Raw genomic sequence first — 17695 nt, forward strand, 5'->3', positions numbered from 1 at the left:
CAACTGCTAGCAGGACTGGTATGGTAAAGCCAGGATAACGCCAGATATCTCGTCTAGAGCTAGTAGAGGAAATCTCATGCCAGAGTTTTTGGGACAAATGCCGACCATTGCACCCGCGTGGACATCGATCAGCCGAATTCAGGATGTTGCGGTTGATCAGCAGGTGATTCATCTAACCGTTGTTAGCTCAGATACTAGCTTAGATGGAAAAACAGACACAATACCAGCTCGAATGCAGCTCAGTTTGTTAGCTCCTAACCTGATTCGCGTCCGATTTAGCCCCACCGGGACTTTCTTGCCGCGCCGCTCTTGGGCTGTCACGACTGACGATGCCCACTGGGCGACTTTCCCCTACGAGCTTCAGGACGGTTCTGAGAAGCTAGAAATTATCACCGAAAAGATGCGCCTCCGTCTGGACAAATCAACGGCAAAGCTCACCTGTTTTGACCAACAGCAGCGCCCGTTTGCCCAAGATGTTGATCTGGGGATTGCGTGGCGACAGGAAACGATTGCCTGTTGGAAGCAAATTGAATCCGATGAACATTTTTACGGCTTTGGGGAACGGACTGGCCTGCTGGATAAACTCGGCCAACGCCTGACCAATTGGACCACCGATTCGCTCGATTACCATGCCCTCACCGATGAAATGTATCAGGCGATTCCCTTTTTTATGGCGCTGCGGCCCCAGCTCGGCTACGGCATCTTTTTCAACACGACTTTCTGGAGCTGTTTTGATATGGGCGCAGAGCAACCGGGCATCTGGCGGATGGAAACCCACAGCAGCGAGCTTGATTACTACATTGTCTATGGCCCAGAACCTGCGGCAATTCTCGAAACCTACACGGTTCTGACCGGACGGATGCCGCTGCCGCCTCAATGGGCGATTGGCTATCATCAATGCCGTTGGAGCTATCGTTCCGAGCAAGAAGTTAGAGCATTAGCGGCTGAATTTCGTCAACGTTCTATTCCCTGTGATGTGATCCATCTCGATATCGATTACATGCATGGATTTCGTGTATTTACCTGGAATCCAGAGCGCTTTCCCGATCCAGCTCAGTTGCTCCAGGATCTCAAGCAAGAGGGATTTAAGGTTGTGACTATTATTGATCCGGGTGTCAAGTTTGAACCGGATACCAACTATGCCGTGTTAGAAACCGGGTTACAGCACAATTATTTTGTGCGGCATCGAGACGGCAAAATTTTTCATGGCTATGTCTGGCCGGATCGCGCTGTATTTCCCGACTTTATGCGGGCTGACGTGCGGCAGTGGTGGAGCGAATCCCATCGTGCCTTAACCGATGCGGGGGTCGCCGGAGTCTGGAACGATATGAACGAACCAGCCCTCAACGATCGGCCCTTTGGTGATCCGGGGGTGAAAATTCCGTTGCCGCTGGATGCGCCGCAAGGAACCGGAGCCGACCAAACCACCCATGCAGAAACACATAACTTATACGGCATGATGATGGCCCGTGCCGCTGCCGAAGCGCTAGAACAACAGCGGCCAAACCAACGCTCGTTTGTGTTGACCCGTTCGGGCTATGCTGGAATTCAACGCTGGTCAGCCGTGTGGACCGGAGACAATCACTCGCGCTGGGAATATCTGGAAATGTCGCTACCAATGCTGTGTAATTTGGGACTATCGGGTGTGGCCTTTGTGGGAGCTGATATTGGCGGGTTTGCTGGCAATGCTACCGCAGAGCTGTTTGCCCGCTGGATTCAGGTCGGGATGCTCTATCCGCTGATGCGTGCCCATTCGATTATCAACAGTATGCAGCATGAGCCGTGGGTGTTCGGCGCACAGGTCGAGCAGATTTGTCGCCAATATATCGAACTGCGTTACCAGCTTTTACCCTATTTCTATACCCTGTTCTGGCAAGCTGCATCTACAGGAGCGCCCATTTTGCGTCCCTTGCTCTATGAGTTTCCCAATGATTTACAAACCAGCCAAATGTATGACCAGGTGATGTTAGGCAGCTCGCTGATGGCAGCTCCAATTCTGCGTCCGGGCGTCACTCACCGAGCGGTTTACTTACCAGAAGGCACCTGGTTTGACTGGTGGACAGGCGAAGAATTGCCGGGGAGAACGTCCATTTTGGCTGAAGCTCCCTTAGAGAAAATGCCCCTTTATGTCAAAGCTGGAGCTATTATTCCGCTAGCGCCGGTACAGCAGCATGTCCAAGCTGCGCCAGTTAGTCAGTTGCGCATCAAGGTCTGGCCAGGAACGAGGGAGTGGACGCTATACGAAGACGATGGCGAAAGTTTTGACTATCGAACTGGTGCCTGGGCTACTACGACCTATAGAGTTCGGACTGAAAATGCCCAAACAATTGTTGAACTTGATCCGCGAATCGGACAGTGGCAACCAGGTGAACGCACCGTCACTGTAGAGGTGGTTGGTATGGGAGAACAGCGGTTTAAGGATAACGGTACAGCCCAGACACTAGTATTTGATATTTAAATGCCGCGTTGTACGGGCGTTTCGGCGAAACGCCTCTACGCGAACTCTGGCTGATCAACTGGATTTGATATTACCTCACTAACACAGTCATATATTTGCCTTCAAAAGGGGCAGGAATCAGAGGTGTAAATCGGGCACGGTCACTGGCAATCTGCTTGACGGTAAACTCGTTCATCTGGTGAATCACCTGGTCCCGTGTGCCGATAATCCAGATCTGCACTCGCTCGTCACAAGGGGTCTTCAACAGTGCGTTGAACTCCGTGGTCATCGTTTGTAACCTCGCTGATGAAGTTGGAAGAAATGGCTTAAGGCAGTTTGCCCTAACTACTGGGGGACATCAGCGAGGCTGCTCATTGATCTTGTACAATCAACACAGCCTCACCTCCTGCCTGTTACAGGAAGTTAGGTTAGCTGGTCCACGGGTGGTGCTAACACTCTGGATCAGCGCCCTGAGCCTTAAGCCAGGGGTCTGGTTGCCCTAGGGCGGAGCGAACCAGTATTGGACAGGATAGAACAAAAGATGGTCAAACACAAGCGTATGGCAGCATATTGTCATCAATTGTTGAACTTGACTCAAGGTAGGTCTGCTGGATGCAACAGGAAGCGTGTTTGAGCTGGATGATGTTGGGGACTTGCTGCAGAATTTCTTGACTTTGCTTTCGTCGTTCTCTTGTGCTACTTACCGTAATTGATACACTGCACACCGAGAGCGGAAATGGAAAAGATGTTGAAAGTTTCCGTATAATCGCCTGAATCAGGAGTACTATGCAGAGAAGTTTCCATCTCACCTGCTGTATAGCGAAATAGCCCGAAATGTTTCGGTATATCTGCCCTGACAGGGTGATTAGACGGAAACTTTCAGGCTAACTACTAGTTAGCATTCCACGTGCTGGCGCACCTTCAGGGTGAAAGAAATTAGATTCGTGGATGAGTATTTATGCTTACTGAAAATCTAATTTCTTAGGAGCGCCTCACTAGGGCAGGTTTGCCCTGTGCACGAATGGAAGAAACAAGTCTGTACTCGATTTATTGTAGAGACAATCCTGAGTTAGGAAACCGAGCGGTCAATAGTATCATCAAGGGTCTGATTAGGAGCGTGGTTGTGGGGCGTACTGGCAATGAGATTGGTGAAGGTGGCAAAGCCTATCCCGTTTGAGAGATTAGCTGTTCAGCCCGCCCCAACTTGGGAGGTTAATCGTAATGAGGAGCGTTATGAAAAATACCTCGTCCATCGCAAAGCGTAAGTTAGCTCAATCTCCAGCCTTGCCTGCCCAGCTGGCTCATCTTGAGCAACTCAATCTGCATGCAGCGGGAATTGATGTGGGTTCTGCTGAGCATTGGGTTTGTGTCCCTGCTGGAAGAGCCGAAGTCAATGTCCGTGCCTTTGGTTGCTTTACCCCAGACTTACAAGCGATGGCAGCATGGTTGCAGGGGTGTGGGGTGACAACAGTCGCAATGGAATCAACAGGAGTCTACTGGATTCCAGTCTTTCAGATTCTGGAGTCCAGCGGGTTGGAGGTCAAACTGGTGAATGCACACCATCTCAAAACGGTGCCTGGACGTAAGAGCGATGTGCTTGATTGTCAATGGCTCCAGAAATTGCACACCTATGGTCTGTTAGCTGGCTCATTCCGTCCTGAGGAGCAAGTATGTGTGCTGCGAAGCTATGTACGTCAACGAGAACGACTGATTCAAAGTGCGGCTGTGCATATTCAACGGATGCAACATGCCTTGATTCAGATGAATCTGCATCTGCACAAGGTGATTAGCGACATTACTGGCTTAACGGGGATGTCCATCATTCGAGCAATTGTTGCAGGAGAGCATGACCCTCAAACCTTAGCTGCCCTCAAGCACTCGCGTATCCGCAGTAGCCATGACGAAATTGCCAAAGCGCTCAGCGGTAATTATCGAGCAGAATTGGTGTTTGTTTTGCAACAGGAGTTAACGCTTTACGATCTGCATCAACAGCAGATTGCTGCTTGTGATGAGCAGATCGAGCAGTGCCTGTTGAAGTTTGATGCAAAAACTGAGCAAGCACCACCAGAGGCAAAGAACAAGCGGCGTAAGACCACTCAAAATGCTCCTGCCTTTGATTTGCGTGGGCAGCTATATCGAATCAGCGGCATCGATTTTACTCAGATTCCTGGGCGTGATGCGTTGAGCGTCCAGACGATTCTCTCTGAGGTGGGCTTAGAGTCCAATCGCTTTGCCAGTGTCAAACACTTTTGTTCCTGGTTGGGATTATGTCCTGGGACGCGCATTACTGGGGGAAAGTCGCTGAGTTCTCAGACACGAGTAGTGGTGAATCGAGCAGCGAATGCTTTTCGTTTAGCGGCTCAAGCTGTTAGCCATAGTCGCTCAGCCTTAGGGGCATTTTATCGACGCCTGCGGTCTCGTTTAGGCGCACCTAAGGCAATCACAGCAACGGCTCACAAGATTGCTCGTCTGTTCTACAAGCTATGGTCTGAGGGCGGAACCTATGCTGACCCTGGAGAAAACTATTATGAGCAGCAATACCGGGAACGCCTGGTTAAACACCTGAAGAAAACAGCTCAGTCTCTCGGTTTTGAAGTTGTGCCCCACTCCTCCACTGAAAGTGTTTCTTGAGAGCCTGCTTGTTCGGCGTTATCGTGAGAAACATATGCAACCAACCACCGCAGAGTTGCTGCTGGAAAAGAAAATTGAGCTTCTTAGTACCATCGCAAACACGTCAATGCTTTGGTGGGTGTCAGCAGTAGTTTTTTGTGCAAGTCTGCTAGGTACTATTTGGGCACGGAAGACTGAAGTAAAATCCTTACCTTTTAGAAAGTCTCTTGGCTTTCTACTATATTTTTTCTTTACTTCAATTGTTCTTTATGGTGCGCTTGTTACAGTTGTCACTGCTCTAGAATTTCGTAATGTCAAATTTTTTCTAAGAGAGCTTAATGCGCCATCTAACTTGTTTGATGCTGATTACATCTGGTCGCTTGTTGGAATGCCTATTGGTACAAGTAGCTTCATACTCTTCCTGTTAGTGTGGCACTTTCTTTGGCAGTCTGTTCAACGTAATAGAACCTAATGTGCCTCTGCGAACAGGTATAGCTTCAGTGTAGTTCTAAGCAGTGTAAGTCAGGGTTATTTAACAGCTCTTGAATTGCTTCTGCTCCAGCACGAATTAGAGCTTCGACGTGGTTAGTAGGTGCGTTTCCGCATCGAAGCCATACAATTTTAGGTGGGGAGCCATACAAACGACTTCTCTCGGCAAAGTCTGCATCCTGAGTCAGGATACAAAAGTCGTTCGTTCTAGCAAATTCCCATATTTCGGTATCAGTTTTTTCTGCCAATCCATGAAACTGAACGTGACTAGAATCAGGGAAAATATCTGCCAATCGAGTTACTAACTTTCGACTCAAATTCTGGTCAAAAAGCAACTTCAAGCAGCACCTACTGAAGCAACGAGACGATGTTCACGATCCGCAGCAAACTCCAAACAAGCCCTGATGTCGGCTTCTGTCAGTTCGGGAAAATCATCTAGAATTTCAGCATGGGACATACCAGTCGCCAGCCATCCTAAAACATCGTAAACAGTGATACGCATCCGGCGAATACAAGGTTTGCCGCCACGCTTATCTGGCTCAATGGTGATGATGTCACGATAACTCATTGTGGGTATAGACTCTTAGTACATCCTCAGTCTAGAGCAGGCTAACACTGCGCTGCAACGGACGGAACAAAGATTTTGGTAGTGTTGCAAAGGTTGTCTGCCGCCGTTAAGCTGTGTAGTTAGGCAGAGCAGCACGTAGGGCAAGACCAATGACACAAATTGACTACGACAGCATTGCTGAGCTTTATGATACCTATGTTTCTGCAAACTTTGACTTCGATTTCTTTATCCACTTGAAGGCAAGCGAACGCATTGCCGCCGGATGAGAATTGCCCTTGGCTCGCTGCATGCGATAATACGCCTGCGCCCAAGCACAATGATGCCGACTCTGGTTTGCCCATTCCACAAACGTCTGTTGCAAGAAAATTGGACAACTCCACCGCCAATGCACCCAGTTCTTCTTGCCACTACGCTCGGTCACTGGAGCAATGCCTGCATACTGCAACAAGCCTTGAGCAGTGGTAAAACGAGAACGCTCCTCGCCAAACGCCAACAGCAATCGAGGGGCAAGATGCTCCCCTGCTCCTGGTAGTGCTGCAAATAAATCAGCATCCGGCATCTGTGCAAACAACTGCTCAATCGTCTGATTAAGTTGTTCAATCCTCAGCAACAAGGTTCGTAACTGTAATGCTAATGCTTTGCCAATCATCTGCGATGGCTCAATGATACCTCAATCGTTCGTCAACGGTGTTGAAGATTTAATCTTTTCTATTTGTCTAGCATTCGTTTTTGTGTACCTGCAGCGATGCGTGGGGATAGTAGCCCTTGAGCACATCCGTGATGCGGTTAATTAAACGCGCTCCATCCTCAACAAACTTGCGCCGCCATTCGACCAGTTTGTGCAACTCTCTCATCTGAGGACTACCCGGTGTCCACGCTGTCAGTTTATCTCGATGTTTGAGCAGCAATCAGGGCAACTTTGTGAGCTTCAAATCGCTGCCCCAGTTGAGCAACCTAGGCATGGATAGTTTCTGGAGTATGAGCCACCACACTCAACTCAACTGCAGTGCTATCGGCTGCTTGCAGGGCAATGTCGTGTTTTTTGTCTGACCAATCAACCCCAATCAAGGCCGCGAAGGCATAGACATATCCCTCCTCTTCAAACGGTGCCAGAATCAGACTCTGTTCAACGTGAGGTGAAGCGAAGCCATTATGGAGGACATGAGCCGTCGCTCCCTGTTGGCGAAGCCTGTGCGAAGCACGTAGAGTTCGTCGATTGACTTCAAGCGGTTTAGGTGGGTGCGGCGTTGTGTTACTAGGCATCAAACTGCCACCCGTTGAAAAGTCGTCACCCACTTCTCCATCATCCCTGTCTTGAGTTCATCACTCATCTAACAGTTCTGTCACCCCATAAACACAGTGGAGCGGACGGTACAGAGTCTTCACGCTTCGTTCTAGTCCTCTTGCCGCCGCTCAACTTTGATGTTGTACAGCAGACAAAATTTAATACTGGATTTAGGTTAAACACTGTTCAGCAGGGTCTAGTTTTTATATTTTTCTTAAACCTCCCTTGAATTGAATTGTTAATTTTAAAGTAAAATTCTTCATGTTAAGATGACTTGAAACTATTATAGTCATTGAGGTCTATTGTCATTGGGTCGAGCAAGAACAATCAACAGTAAATGCCCTTTGCTTCAAACCAAAATACTAGATTATGTTAGGTAAGTTCTTCCCTCGCCAGTATGGTAGGTTTCTTTTCCGTATTTTAATTGTCTTATCCTTCATTAGCGCAGTTTTTCTTACTTCTGCCTTACCCGTCATTTCCCAATCCGCGGACACCGTGGAAATTGCTGCGGCTTTGTCTTTGACTGGTGATTCGTACACATTTGGACAGGGTAGTTTGGAGGGAATTCAACTGGCGATTGAAGAAGCAAATGCTAGTAGAATCAAACCGCGAATTAAGCTCACAACTTACGATGATAAGAGTAGTGAAATAGAAGCAAAGAACGTTGCCAATAAAATTGCAAATAGCCAAGCAGCCCTGGTTTTAGGTCCTGCAATTAGCACCATTTCCCTGGCAGAAGGTCCAATTTTCGCCCAGGCGGGTATTGCATCCTTAACAACAACAGCAACAGCAGATTCGATCACACAAAACCCCACAACTTTTCGCGTTATTTTTAAGAATAGTGACCAGGGAGAACTTCTAGCAACTTACCTCTACCGGGTTCTGGAGAAACGACAGGCATCGGTGCTAGTTGTCGATAGTAGCTATGGGCGATCGCTAGAAGAAGGATTTAAGCGAACGGCAACGAAACTGGGCATTAACGCTCAATACTATCAATTCAACCCAGATAGTGAAGTTGAGAAGATCGCCCAAAAGATTGCGGCTGAAAATCCCAATGTTCCTGTCGTTTTTCTAACATTGGATGGTGAAGGCTCACGGCTGCTCAAAACCTTACACAAGTTGGGTGTGAAAGGTCCGTTTCTGGGTGGTGATGCCTTTGGTGACGAGAGTTTTAGCCAGCGACTGAAGGATGAACCAGAGGAAAAACAGCAACCTGGTTATTTTACAGACGGGTTGTATGGGCTTTCCCCGATGATTTTGGACTCTGCTAACGCTGAAATTTTGACCTTTGCCGAACGCTTTCGGAAACGATTTAACCGTGACCCAGTGTGGTTTTCGGTGGCGGGTTACGATGCGGCGCGACTGGCGATTGCCACCCTACGAACTGTCACCGCTGAGCCAGGAACAGGGGGAGATCTTAAAGAAACACGGGCGGCAGTTCTTGACTACCTGCGATCCTTGAATTCCCCTGCAAAGGCAGTTCCCGGATTGCTAAATCCCTTCTGGTTTGATGCATCGCAAGGACGACAGCAAGCCATTCGAGTCGGGCAATTTTTCAAAAATCGGTTTGAATCTGCCTCCTTACAAATTGTTCCAGTCAACATTCCAGATACCACTGAAATTGCTTCTGGTGCAGTCTTTAATTTGAACGACAATCGCTATGCCCGACTACAACGGGTGGTTTACACAGGCGTATTTCTTAATGATGTTTCCTACGTTGATCCAGCAAAATCCAGCTTTCGTGCCGATTTCTATCTCTGGCTCCGGTTTGCGGAAGATGCTGGACCGGGCAGCGCTGACCCAACCGATCTGATTTTTCCAACCGTGGTTGATCAGAGTAAATTCAAGTTCAAGAATAACGAACCCGCAGAGCAACGAACGATGGTAGGTGGCAACCAATATCGGTTGTGGCGGGTTCAGGGTGAGTTTAGCAATGTTTATGATTTACACCTCTTTCCCTTCGACCGCCAAACGTTGTCACTCTCGTTTTCTAACGCCCGTGCCCCCATGGAGCAGATTGTCTATGTGTTAGACAAGCGCACAGCCAGCCAGGTTTTGCAAGCCTCGCCCCAGCAAATTGGAGCGACCCCCTCTCCGCCACCTGCCGCCAACCCCCTAGCGATCGCAGCACCGGAAGCGTTTCGCAATCTGTCGCAGTGGGAGCCGTTAAGTGCACGATCGCGGCGGGAAAACCTGGTCACGGCTTCTTCCCTGGGAGACCCAACCCGGCTCGGGGTGGAGAGCCAACGGGAGTTATCTGGCTTTTTAGTCACGATCGAACTACAGCGACGCACGATTGCCACCCTAACCAAATCGCTACTACCACTTGTGTTGATGACCTTGATTATGTACGCTTCGCTGCACTTTCCCATTGCACTGGTGAAAGAAAAGGTTACTGTTGCTGTTACCGCCGCCCTGTCTGGTGCCGTTCTGCTCACATCCATTAACAATCAACTCGGTAGTGTTGGTTATACCATAGCAGTGGAATACATCTTCTACATATTCTTCTGTCTAAGCTTGCTTTGTATTGTAGCGGTGCTGGCGGCGGAGCGTCTGAGGGCAATTGATCGCAAAGAAGCTGCTCACCGGGTAACAGTCTCGACAAGAATTCTGTTTTTGATTACCGTGTTCTTCTCCGTTATCGCTACCCTATTGCTGTATTTTCAGCGATAAATTCACATTGCTAGGAGAGGTTCTAATGTCAGGCATCATTGCTGAGACCAATGAGCATGAGAAGACGCTTTGGGTACGACAGGTAGGAACGCTGTGATGGGCAGAATGTTGTCCAACAATTCTGCTGCACCGGAACAGGTCTTAGTTACTAGTGGAATGCGTAAATTGTCTGCATCCGGTGCGTCGGAACGTTAGCTGGCTTAGGTTTCTGGTGCAGACCGCTCTTAAATGTTATCTTTGGGGGTCAATATCAAAAGCGCTTCAAAGTCTATCAAAATTAAGCTTTTTTCATCACAAGAATTCGTTCAAATTTAGTTGTACAAGTTTTTCGACGGGAACGTCGTTCGTCAGGGATAAGGTCATCATAAATAGTCTCTACTGCAAGTCTTTGGTTAGTTACATCACCTGCCAAGTTTGCCAGGATTTCAGCGGTACGCTTTGTTTGCCCCTCTCGCTCAACATCCCCTAAAACAAGCACACAGTAACAACCTGGTTTGAGAACGCGCTCCATTTCCTTCAGACAAACTGCCATCTGCGATAAATAAACCTTGCTACTGGATGTTAGAGACGCATCTAGCTCTTTCCAGTTTTCAAAACCTAGAAACCAAAGCCTTAATCTATTGTCACGGGCATAGTCCAATGCGCCAAAATATGGTGGACTACGTCTGGCGCGGTTTCAAAGGAAATTGTGCTTTCGCGTTCTGGATATTTTGGGCAAGGGCGCGTAGCAGTTCCACAAAGGATATCTTTGAAGAAAACCACATCTACCAACTTTTGACGCCTTACTAGTTCATTAGTCACACGATTGATAATTGAGTGAGAACCATTTGCTGGTTGATTGACAATTGCTCCATCTAGATGGCACCAAATTCCAAACTCTCTAGCCCACAGAGGGCGTTCAGAAATATTAATGCTGTTACCTTCACCACCTTTGACCTCAATGGCAGCAAAGTAATCAGGATTGCGTTCTAATGCAACTGTAAAGTCATATCGACCTACATTACTACTTTGGTTATAGTCGGCTATCCAATGTTGCTGGAGTAAGCTATCCAAAACTCCATTGACTAAACCCTCACGGCTTGCAGTTGAGGAAGCAATAAATGTACCTCGAATACTTTCGATTGCTGACCGGAACACCAAACCGCTCTTGTAGTCAGCAGGCTGTATTTGATGCTGTAGGAGAACATCAGGGTGCAGCACGTCCAGATTTGTCAGCAGGTTGATTGTGGGTTGCACCTGCCTTGGGTTGCACCTGCCTGGTTATTCGCTCCTCATGCCTACAAGGAAGTGCCAATCAGTTTTTCTCCATCGAACAAGAGTATCACGATTATAGTACTCTACTGGATATGTGGTGTAGTTTGTGCATGTTGGTACCACGGGTAGCGGAATTGCTGCCACCTAACATATTCCTTGAGGCGGACAATCGATCACCCAAGCTTAAATAGAGGGGACAAACATTGAGAAGGTGGTTGGGATCATCCTCAACACTCGTGCCGCATCTCGGATGTCGCTGCCGTTGACTGCCATGTCACTAATTTGTTGTTTCACCTGACTCAAGTAACCTCGGTAGGAATAGTCCACGATAAACAGGCGAGTCGAAATCCTTTATTCTGTCCTCCACCGCTTCCACAGGTTTAGAACCCTACCTGATTCACAACTACCCAGTGAGCGTTAGCGGGGCAGCGCCGGAGGTGCCGAAGGCAGAGGGGTCGTTCCTGTAAATCAACCAGAGTTGGATAAGCTGATTGTCCAACTCGGTCAATTGAAATGGCAGCCCAACTGACCTGGCAGCAAGAGCACCTCAATAAAACAACAAAATGTCGCTGGCTTACGGCACAATCAGCACCGGACAGGGCGACAGGTTGATCACCCGATTCGTGACGCTTTCTGCCACACCTTCATCGGTGAGGCCCAGACCCCGGCAGCCCATGATGATCAGGTCGGCGTTCAGTTCGTCGGCCACATCGCAGATGATAAAGGCGGGTTTGCCTTCCCGTTCCACAATTTCGGCCTCAATCCCTTGCTCGCGGAAGAGAGCTTTGGCATCGGCCAGCAGTTCGGCAATGGCGTCCGGCGAAGTCATCGTGCGCTCGGCGGCGGAGGTGGGTGGCGTTTCCTGCGGCGATTCCACCACCGATAGAATGATCAATTTGCTCTGATAGGTTTTGACCACATTGGCAACCGTATCAACCGCCTCACGCGATTCTCGGCTCTGGTCGATTGGAAACAGCACAGTCTTAAACATGGCATGCCTCACCAACAAACAAGGCTAGAAACATCGAGTTTTACCCACAAATGAAGCTGAACAAATCAGTCCTGTTAATACCTTATCGTTGATTTTTGCCCCTCATGCCTGATCCTTCATGCTTTCTTAGCGTGCTGAGCTACAGATTTTTCTGAAAATCTCTGTAAGGAATAGCCGCAGCCGATTCCAAGAATGATCCCTCTTCCCATACAATAACCAATAGGTAAAAAGACTCATCCAGGGGGTTCTTGTGGCAAAAAAATCTGTAGCAAATTTGTCGGCAGCCGATCTATCCGGTAAGCGAGTCCTCGTGCGCGTAGACTTCAACGTACCGCTAGACGAGCAGGGCAACATTACGGATGACACGCGCATCCGGGCTGCCTTACCGACGATTCAGGATCTCACCTCTAAGGGCGCTAAGGTGATTTTGACCAGTCACTTTGGTCGTCCCAAAGGCAAGGTGGTAGACAGCATGCGGCTGACGCCCGTCGCAAACCGTTTGTCGGAACTGCTGGGCCAGCCGGTAATCAAAACCGATGACTGCATTGGCGATCAGGTCGCGAGTGCAGTGGCGGGAATGCAAAACGGTCAGGTAGCGCTGCTGGAAAACGTGCGCTTCTATGCCGAAGAAGAAGCCAATGACCCTGAATTTGCTAAAAAGCTGGCGTCCGTGGCCGATCTCTATGTCAACGATGCGTTTGGTACGGCTCACCGCGCCCATGCTTCTACAGAAGGCGTCACCCACTACCTGAAGCCCTCCGTAGCGGGCTACCTGATTGAAAAAGAACTGCAGTATTTGCAGAGTGCGATTGAAAATCCCCAGCGTCCGTTGGCGGCGATTATTGGCGGCTCGAAAGTCTCCAGCAAAATTACTGTGATCGAAACGCTGCTGGAGAAAGTAGACAAGCTGCTGATCGGTGGCGGCATGATCTTTACCTTCTACAAGGCACGGGGTCTGAGCGTCGGCAACTCGCTGGTGGAAGATGAATTTCTCGATCTGGCCAAATCGCTGGAAATTAAGGCGAAGGAAAAGGGCGTGGAACTGCTGCTGCCTACCGATGTGGTGCTGGCCGATAAGTTCGACAAAGACGCCAATACCCAAACCGTCAGCGTGGAGGCGATTCCCGATGGCTGGATGGGCTTGGATATCGGTCCCGATTCGGTGAAGGTGTTCCAAAACGCGCTGGCCAACTGCAAAACCGTAATCTGGAACGGTCCGATGGGCGTGTTCGAGTTTGACAAATTCGCCAAAGGCACCGAAGCCATTGCCCGCACCCTGGCTGACCTGACCAAGACCGGCACAACTACGATCATCGGTGGCGGTGATTCGGTGGCAGCTGTAGAGAAGGTGGGCGTTGCCGACCAGATGAGCCACATCTCGACCGGCGGTGGAGCTAGCCTGGAACTGCTAGAAGGCAAAGTGCTGCCCGGTATTGCGGCTTTGGACGAGGCTTAGGGTGGTTCTGTAGGAGTACAATTGATGCTGCCGGTGTTCTAGTCCTTGCTGCCCCCTAAATCCCCCACGAGTGGGGGACTTTGAATCCGCTTGTTCTCTCCTTCCATTAGCATTGCCTCCGGTTTGTAGAACGACTCGCTCGTTTGATGGGGAAAGTCGGAAGTCCCCCACTCGTGGGGATTTAGAGGGCTGAGAGGACTTGTGTGTACACCGTAGGTTGCTAAGGGGGAACCGAACCGAAAGTGCTTGAAGACCCTCTTTAAATCATTTAAAAGTCCCCCTTTTTAAGGGGGATTTAGGGGGATCAGCCCTGCCATCCTGATAACGAATGCTTTATCCTAGTCAGAATCTGGGAGTTTAAGAGAAGTTTGCCTCATGGTATTTATCCGACTCAATGAACACCTCACAGTGAACACGGAATATATTGTCAAGGTGAAGTGGAAAGTCAGCGGCGATGATGATGAACTGTCGGCGTCGGTATTCCTGACGGGCAACGACAAAAACGAAGTGGTCGCGGTCAAAGGAGAGCCGGCCTACAAGCTGTGGGACATCTTCCATGCCAACGAGGAATATCCCCACGGTCAGCTCCACGATAAGCGCGATGTGCTGCCTTCATCGGTAACGCGACGGCTGCGACGAGAATGGTAGCTTGTTTCTGAGGCCAATCTAGATAAAACAACAATCTAGATAAAGCAAAAGGACTGAGCCGCGTTGCCCAGTCCGCTTTTTTGTTTAGCTCCTTATCTCTGTATAAGTATAAAAAGCTCGTAGAGGCGAAATGCCTGACCTTATGCCACCGGAGCTGGTGTAGGCAATTCCGACAGCGTGCTGACATTTACCAACGCTAGCGTCGGGCAGGTGCGCTTAATAATGCCAGTCAATACCTTGCCGGGTCCAACTTCAACGACTCGCTCGATGCCCGCTTCAGGCATTTGCAAGCTAATCTCGCGCCAGCGAACCGAACCTGTCATTTGGCGATTGAGGCGGTCCTTCAGCACTTCGGCATCAGTGGCTGGCGTTGGATCTACATTCGAGAGCACGGGCACGCGGGCTGCACGAAACTCGACCTGATCCAGCACTTCCTGAAATTCGGCGGCAGCTCCGGCCATCAGAGGCGAATGAAACGCACCGCTGACATTGAGCTTTACGGCTCGCTTGGCTTTGACATTGGCGAGAATCGCATCCACGGCTTCGATAGAGCCAGAGATCACTACCTGACCGGCGTTGTTGTCGTTAGCTAGCACCACATCCGGGGTTTGGGCAATTTGCTGCTCCAACTGCTCGCGGTCGAATCCTAGCAAAGCAGCCATGACGCCTTCCGAAGCGGCATCCATCAGCTCGGCCCGTCGCTTGACGAGTCGCAGTCCCGACTCGAAGTCAAACACGCCCGCCACGTAAAGGGCTACATATTCGCCCAGGCTATGGCCTGCCACCAAATCCGGCTGCTCGCCGCGGTCCCGCATCAAGTCGGCCAAAATGCTTTCGATCACATAGAGGCAGGGCTGGGTGTAAAGCGTTCTCGATACTTTATCGTCCAGGTTTTGACAGATTTCCGGCACCGACCAGCCCAAAATTTGCTCGGCTTGCTGGAACTTGGCTTGCGCAGCGGCAAGACTATACAAATCCGCTCCCATCCCAATCGCCTGCGAACCTTGTCCTGGAAAAACCCATGCTGTTTTTGTCATGAATCCATTCACTCCTAACGTTTCACCCTGTGTGTTGATCTTGCGTCTGTGTTGATTTTGCGTCTGTTATCGGTGGAAGGCATCGGCCTTTCGGTCCTATCTAGAACACTCGTCAAAGCTTTGGAGTTCCAAAACCAAGCGGTTTCCGCATAGATAACTAGCGCCTAGCCCCACTTAAAAATGGCTGCGCCCCAGGTCAAACCCGCACCGAAACCGGCTGCCGCAATCACATCACCGGGTTTTACGTGACCTGCACGCACCACCTCATCCAGCGCCAAGGGAATCGACGCCGCTGAGGTATTTCCATATTTTCCCATGTTACTGATCACTTTATGAGCAGGAATACCTAGTCTTTCTGCCACCGCATCCAAAATTCGTTGATTCGCCTGATGCAGCAGCAGCCAGTCTATCTGCTCAACCGTAAGCTGGGAGCGAAATAGCGCCTTTTCAATCACCTCTGGGACTTTCTTCACGGCAAACCGATACACTTCCTGCCCGTTCATCTGGATTGGTTGGAAGCTACCTTGACCGACGCGGATGTCATTCACCAGTTCCCGTGGCTGAGGCTGAAAGGCGAGTGTCAGACATTCATTACGGCTGCCGTCGCTGCGAATCTCAAATCCCAAAAACCGATCCGACTCAGCCGCCTGCATCACCATCGCGCCAGCCCCATCGCCAAACAGCACGCAGGTGCGCCGGTCGCTCCAATCCACCCAGCGAGACAGCACATCTGCGCCAACCAAGAGAATGGTTTGGTAGGTGCCGGTCCGGATAAACTGGGAGGCCGTCACCATGGCAAAGATGAAGCCAGAACAGGCGGCGGTCAGGTCAAAGGCGGCGGCTTTCGTGGCACCCAGGTCGGCTTGGATCTGGCTGGCGCTGCCAAACAAATCATCGGCAGTTGAGGTCGCCAGGATGATCAAATCCAGCTCGGTGGCGACCAGTCCGGCCATATCGAGGGCATTTTGGGCAGCCTGGGTGGCGAGGGTGCGGAGTGATTCGGTGGGGGCAGCCAAGCGCCGCTGACGGATGCCGGTACGGGAGGCGATCCACTCATCCGAGGTTTCAACGAGTTGGCTCATGCCGGTGTTGTCTAACCAAGCAGCGGGAACAGCAGAGCCGCACCCGGTCATGGCGATGCCGATTCCTGATTCCTGTAACATTATTCTCCGTCGCTGGCGGTGGCTTCGATTTTTTGGTATTGGGCTTGAATTCGATCGGACACGCGATTGTCAACCGCATCTTTCGCCAGCCGCACCGCATTGAAGATGGTGGGAGCCTGCGAACTGCCATGTCCAACAATGCAAATGCCATTCACGCCCAGCAGCAGCCCGCCGCCATGCTCGGCATGATCCACCCGTTGCTTGATCCGTCTCAGGTTGGGTTTCAACAGCAGCGTGCCCAGGCGACCACGCCAGCCTTGCGGCAACTCTTCCCGCAGAATGTTGAGCAGCACCTCGCCCACGGCTTCGGCAAACTTGAGCAGCACATTCCCGGCAAAGCCGTCACAGACCACGACATCAAACTTACCCGACAGCACATCTCGCCCTTCGGCATTGCCAATAAACGAGATGCGCGGATTCTCTTCTAAAAGCTGGTAGGTGCGTAGCGCCAGCTCATTTCCCTTCGAGGATTCTTCACCGATGTTGAGCAGCCCGACTTTGGGATTTTCGGTACCCAGCACATACTGGGAGTAGATCGCGCCCATCACCGCAAACTGGTCTAAAAACTTGGGACGGCAATCGACATTCGCGCCCACATCCAGAATCAGCACGGGCTTCGCCATGATGGTGGGCAACACGGCTCCAATCGCCGGACGGTCAATTCCAGGAATCCGCCCTAGCCGTAACAGTGCTGCCGCCATTGCCGCGCCTGAATGCCCTGCCGACACCACCGCATCGGCCCGACCCTGCTTAACCAAATCCATCGCGACGTTAATCGAAGCTTTTGGCTTACGACGCAAGGCACTCAACGGCTCCTCATGCATTTCCACCAAGCCTTCGGCGGGCACAATTTCCAGCCGGTGCAGCGCATTATGCTGTTTCAGAATGGCTTCGATGGGCTGGGGGTCGCCGACCAGAAGGACCTGTACCCCAAGTTCTGCCTGTGCTCTTATCGCGCCAACAACAATTTCAGCGGGAGCGTAATCTCCCCCCATTGCATCAATTGCAATCCGTGCCTGAGTCGATCCCATTGATCAAAGTGATAGAAACCTCACAAATTTTATCAGATGGATTCTACCCATAG

At 50.4% G+C, this 17695-nt stretch carries 18 protein-coding genes and 1 pseudogene; 6 read left to right on the forward strand and 13 right to left on the reverse strand.

Annotated elements, in window-relative coordinates:
- Window positions 1–76 precede the first annotated feature (76 nt).
- Window positions 77–2458: a glycoside hydrolase family 31 protein gene (locus tag HJG54_RS12555; protein ID WP_316435309.1), complete on the forward strand. Its 2382-nt coding sequence runs from the start codon at window positions 77–79 to the stop codon at window positions 2456–2458.
- 70 nt (window positions 2459–2528) lie between these two features.
- Here the strand turns inward: HJG54_RS12555 and HJG54_RS12560 are convergent, their stop codons facing one another.
- Complete coding sequence (locus HJG54_RS12560; protein WP_316435311.1) at window positions 2529–2726, reverse strand: hypothetical protein; 198 nt, start codon at window positions 2724–2726, stop codon at window positions 2529–2531.
- Between the two features lie 944 nt (window positions 2727–3670).
- Here HJG54_RS12560 and HJG54_RS12565 point away from each other — a divergent pair.
- Window positions 3671–5068, forward strand: a complete 1398-nt coding sequence (locus HJG54_RS12565; protein WP_316435312.1) for an IS110 family transposase — start codon at window positions 3671–3673, stop codon at window positions 5066–5068.
- Between the two features lie 34 nt (window positions 5069–5102).
- Complete coding sequence (locus tag HJG54_RS12570) at window positions 5103–5519, forward strand: hypothetical protein (protein ID WP_316435313.1); 417 nt, start codon at window positions 5103–5105, stop codon at window positions 5517–5519.
- Between the two features lie 25 nt (window positions 5520–5544).
- Here HJG54_RS12570 and HJG54_RS12575 read toward each other — a convergent pair whose 3' ends face one another.
- The 5 genes from HJG54_RS12575 to HJG54_RS12595 form a co-directional block, all read right to left on the reverse strand.
- Window positions 5545–5877 carry a DUF5615 family PIN-like protein gene (locus tag HJG54_RS12575; protein WP_316435314.1) on the reverse strand — a complete coding sequence of 111 codons (333 nt, stop codon included), beginning with the start codon at window positions 5875–5877 and terminating at the stop codon, window positions 5545–5547.
- A complete protein-coding gene (locus HJG54_RS12580; RefSeq protein WP_316435315.1) occupies window positions 5874–6104 on the reverse strand; it encodes a DUF433 domain-containing protein in 231 nt (76 codons plus the stop codon). Before HJG54_RS12580 ends, HJG54_RS12575 begins: the two co-directional genes overlap by 4 nt.
- Window positions 6105–6297: 193 nt before the next feature.
- A complete protein-coding gene (locus HJG54_RS12585) occupies window positions 6298–6753 on the reverse strand; it encodes an IS110 family transposase (RefSeq protein ID WP_316435317.1) in 456 nt (151 codons plus the stop codon).
- A gap of 67 nt (window positions 6754–6820) precedes the next feature.
- Entirely contained in the window at window positions 6821–7012 is a 192-nt protein-coding gene (locus HJG54_RS12590) for an IS110 family transposase (RefSeq protein ID WP_420717374.1), read from the reverse strand.
- Window positions 7013–7058: 46 nt separating this feature from the next.
- Window positions 7059–7400: a hypothetical protein gene (locus HJG54_RS12595; RefSeq protein WP_316435319.1), complete on the reverse strand. Its 342-nt coding sequence runs from the start codon at window positions 7398–7400 to the stop codon at window positions 7059–7061.
- A 484-nt stretch (window positions 7401–7884) separates the two neighbouring features.
- Between HJG54_RS12595 and HJG54_RS12600 the strand changes: the two genes are divergently transcribed.
- Window positions 7885–10062, forward strand: coding sequence for an ABC transporter substrate-binding protein (locus tag HJG54_RS12600; RefSeq protein WP_316435320.1), 2178 nt, complete (start codon window positions 7885–7887; stop codon window positions 10060–10062).
- A gap of 277 nt (window positions 10063–10339) precedes the next feature.
- Here the strand turns inward: HJG54_RS12600 and HJG54_RS12605 are convergent, their stop codons facing one another.
- The 4 genes and pseudogenes from HJG54_RS12605 to HJG54_RS12620 form a co-directional block, all read right to left on the reverse strand.
- Window positions 10340–10702 carry a hypothetical protein gene (locus HJG54_RS12605; protein WP_316435321.1) on the reverse strand — a complete coding sequence of 121 codons (363 nt, stop codon included), beginning with the start codon at window positions 10700–10702 and terminating at the stop codon, window positions 10340–10342.
- Window positions 10675–11298, reverse strand: a complete 624-nt coding sequence (locus HJG54_RS12610) for a hypothetical protein (RefSeq protein WP_316435323.1) — start codon at window positions 11296–11298, stop codon at window positions 10675–10677. Before HJG54_RS12610 ends, HJG54_RS12605 begins: the two co-directional genes overlap by 28 nt.
- Window positions 11299–11526: 228 nt before the next feature.
- A pseudogene (locus tag HJG54_RS12615) lies at window positions 11527–11661 on the reverse strand (IS1-like element transposase); the annotation flags it as partial.
- A gap of 229 nt (window positions 11662–11890) precedes the next feature.
- Window positions 11891–12307, reverse strand: coding sequence for a universal stress protein (locus tag HJG54_RS12620; protein WP_036005346.1), 417 nt, complete (start codon window positions 12305–12307; stop codon window positions 11891–11893).
- A gap of 250 nt (window positions 12308–12557) precedes the next feature.
- Between HJG54_RS12620 and HJG54_RS12625 the strand changes: the two genes are divergently transcribed.
- Both HJG54_RS12625 and HJG54_RS12630 read left to right on the forward strand, forming a co-directional pair.
- A complete protein-coding gene (locus HJG54_RS12625) occupies window positions 12558–13763 on the forward strand; it encodes a phosphoglycerate kinase (RefSeq protein ID WP_316435325.1) in 1206 nt (401 codons plus the stop codon).
- 375 nt (window positions 13764–14138) lie between these two features.
- Window positions 14139–14411, forward strand: coding sequence for a hypothetical protein (locus HJG54_RS12630; RefSeq protein WP_316435326.1), 273 nt, complete (start codon window positions 14139–14141; stop codon window positions 14409–14411).
- Between the two features lie 140 nt (window positions 14412–14551).
- Here HJG54_RS12630 and fabD read toward each other — a convergent pair whose 3' ends face one another.
- From fabD to plsX, 3 genes are all read right to left on the reverse strand, one after another.
- On the reverse strand, window positions 14552–15448 hold the full coding sequence (gene fabD / locus HJG54_RS12635) for an ACP S-malonyltransferase (RefSeq protein WP_316435327.1): 897 nt from the start codon (window positions 15446–15448) through the stop codon (window positions 14552–14554).
- Window positions 15449–15612: 164 nt separating this feature from the next.
- Window positions 15613–16611, reverse strand: coding sequence for a beta-ketoacyl-ACP synthase III (locus HJG54_RS12640; RefSeq protein WP_316435328.1), 999 nt, complete (start codon window positions 16609–16611; stop codon window positions 15613–15615).
- Window positions 16611–17642, reverse strand: a complete 1032-nt coding sequence (gene plsX / locus HJG54_RS12645) for a phosphate acyltransferase PlsX (protein WP_036005361.1) — start codon at window positions 17640–17642, stop codon at window positions 16611–16613. The genes HJG54_RS12640 and plsX overlap by 1 nt, the downstream gene beginning before the upstream one ends.
- Window positions 17643–17695: the final 53 nt, after the last annotated feature.

The sequence above is a fragment of the Leptolyngbya sp. NK1-12 genome, assembly GCF_032598965.1.
Classification (GTDB): Bacteria; Cyanobacteriota; Cyanobacteriia; order Elainellales; family Elainellaceae; genus Elainella.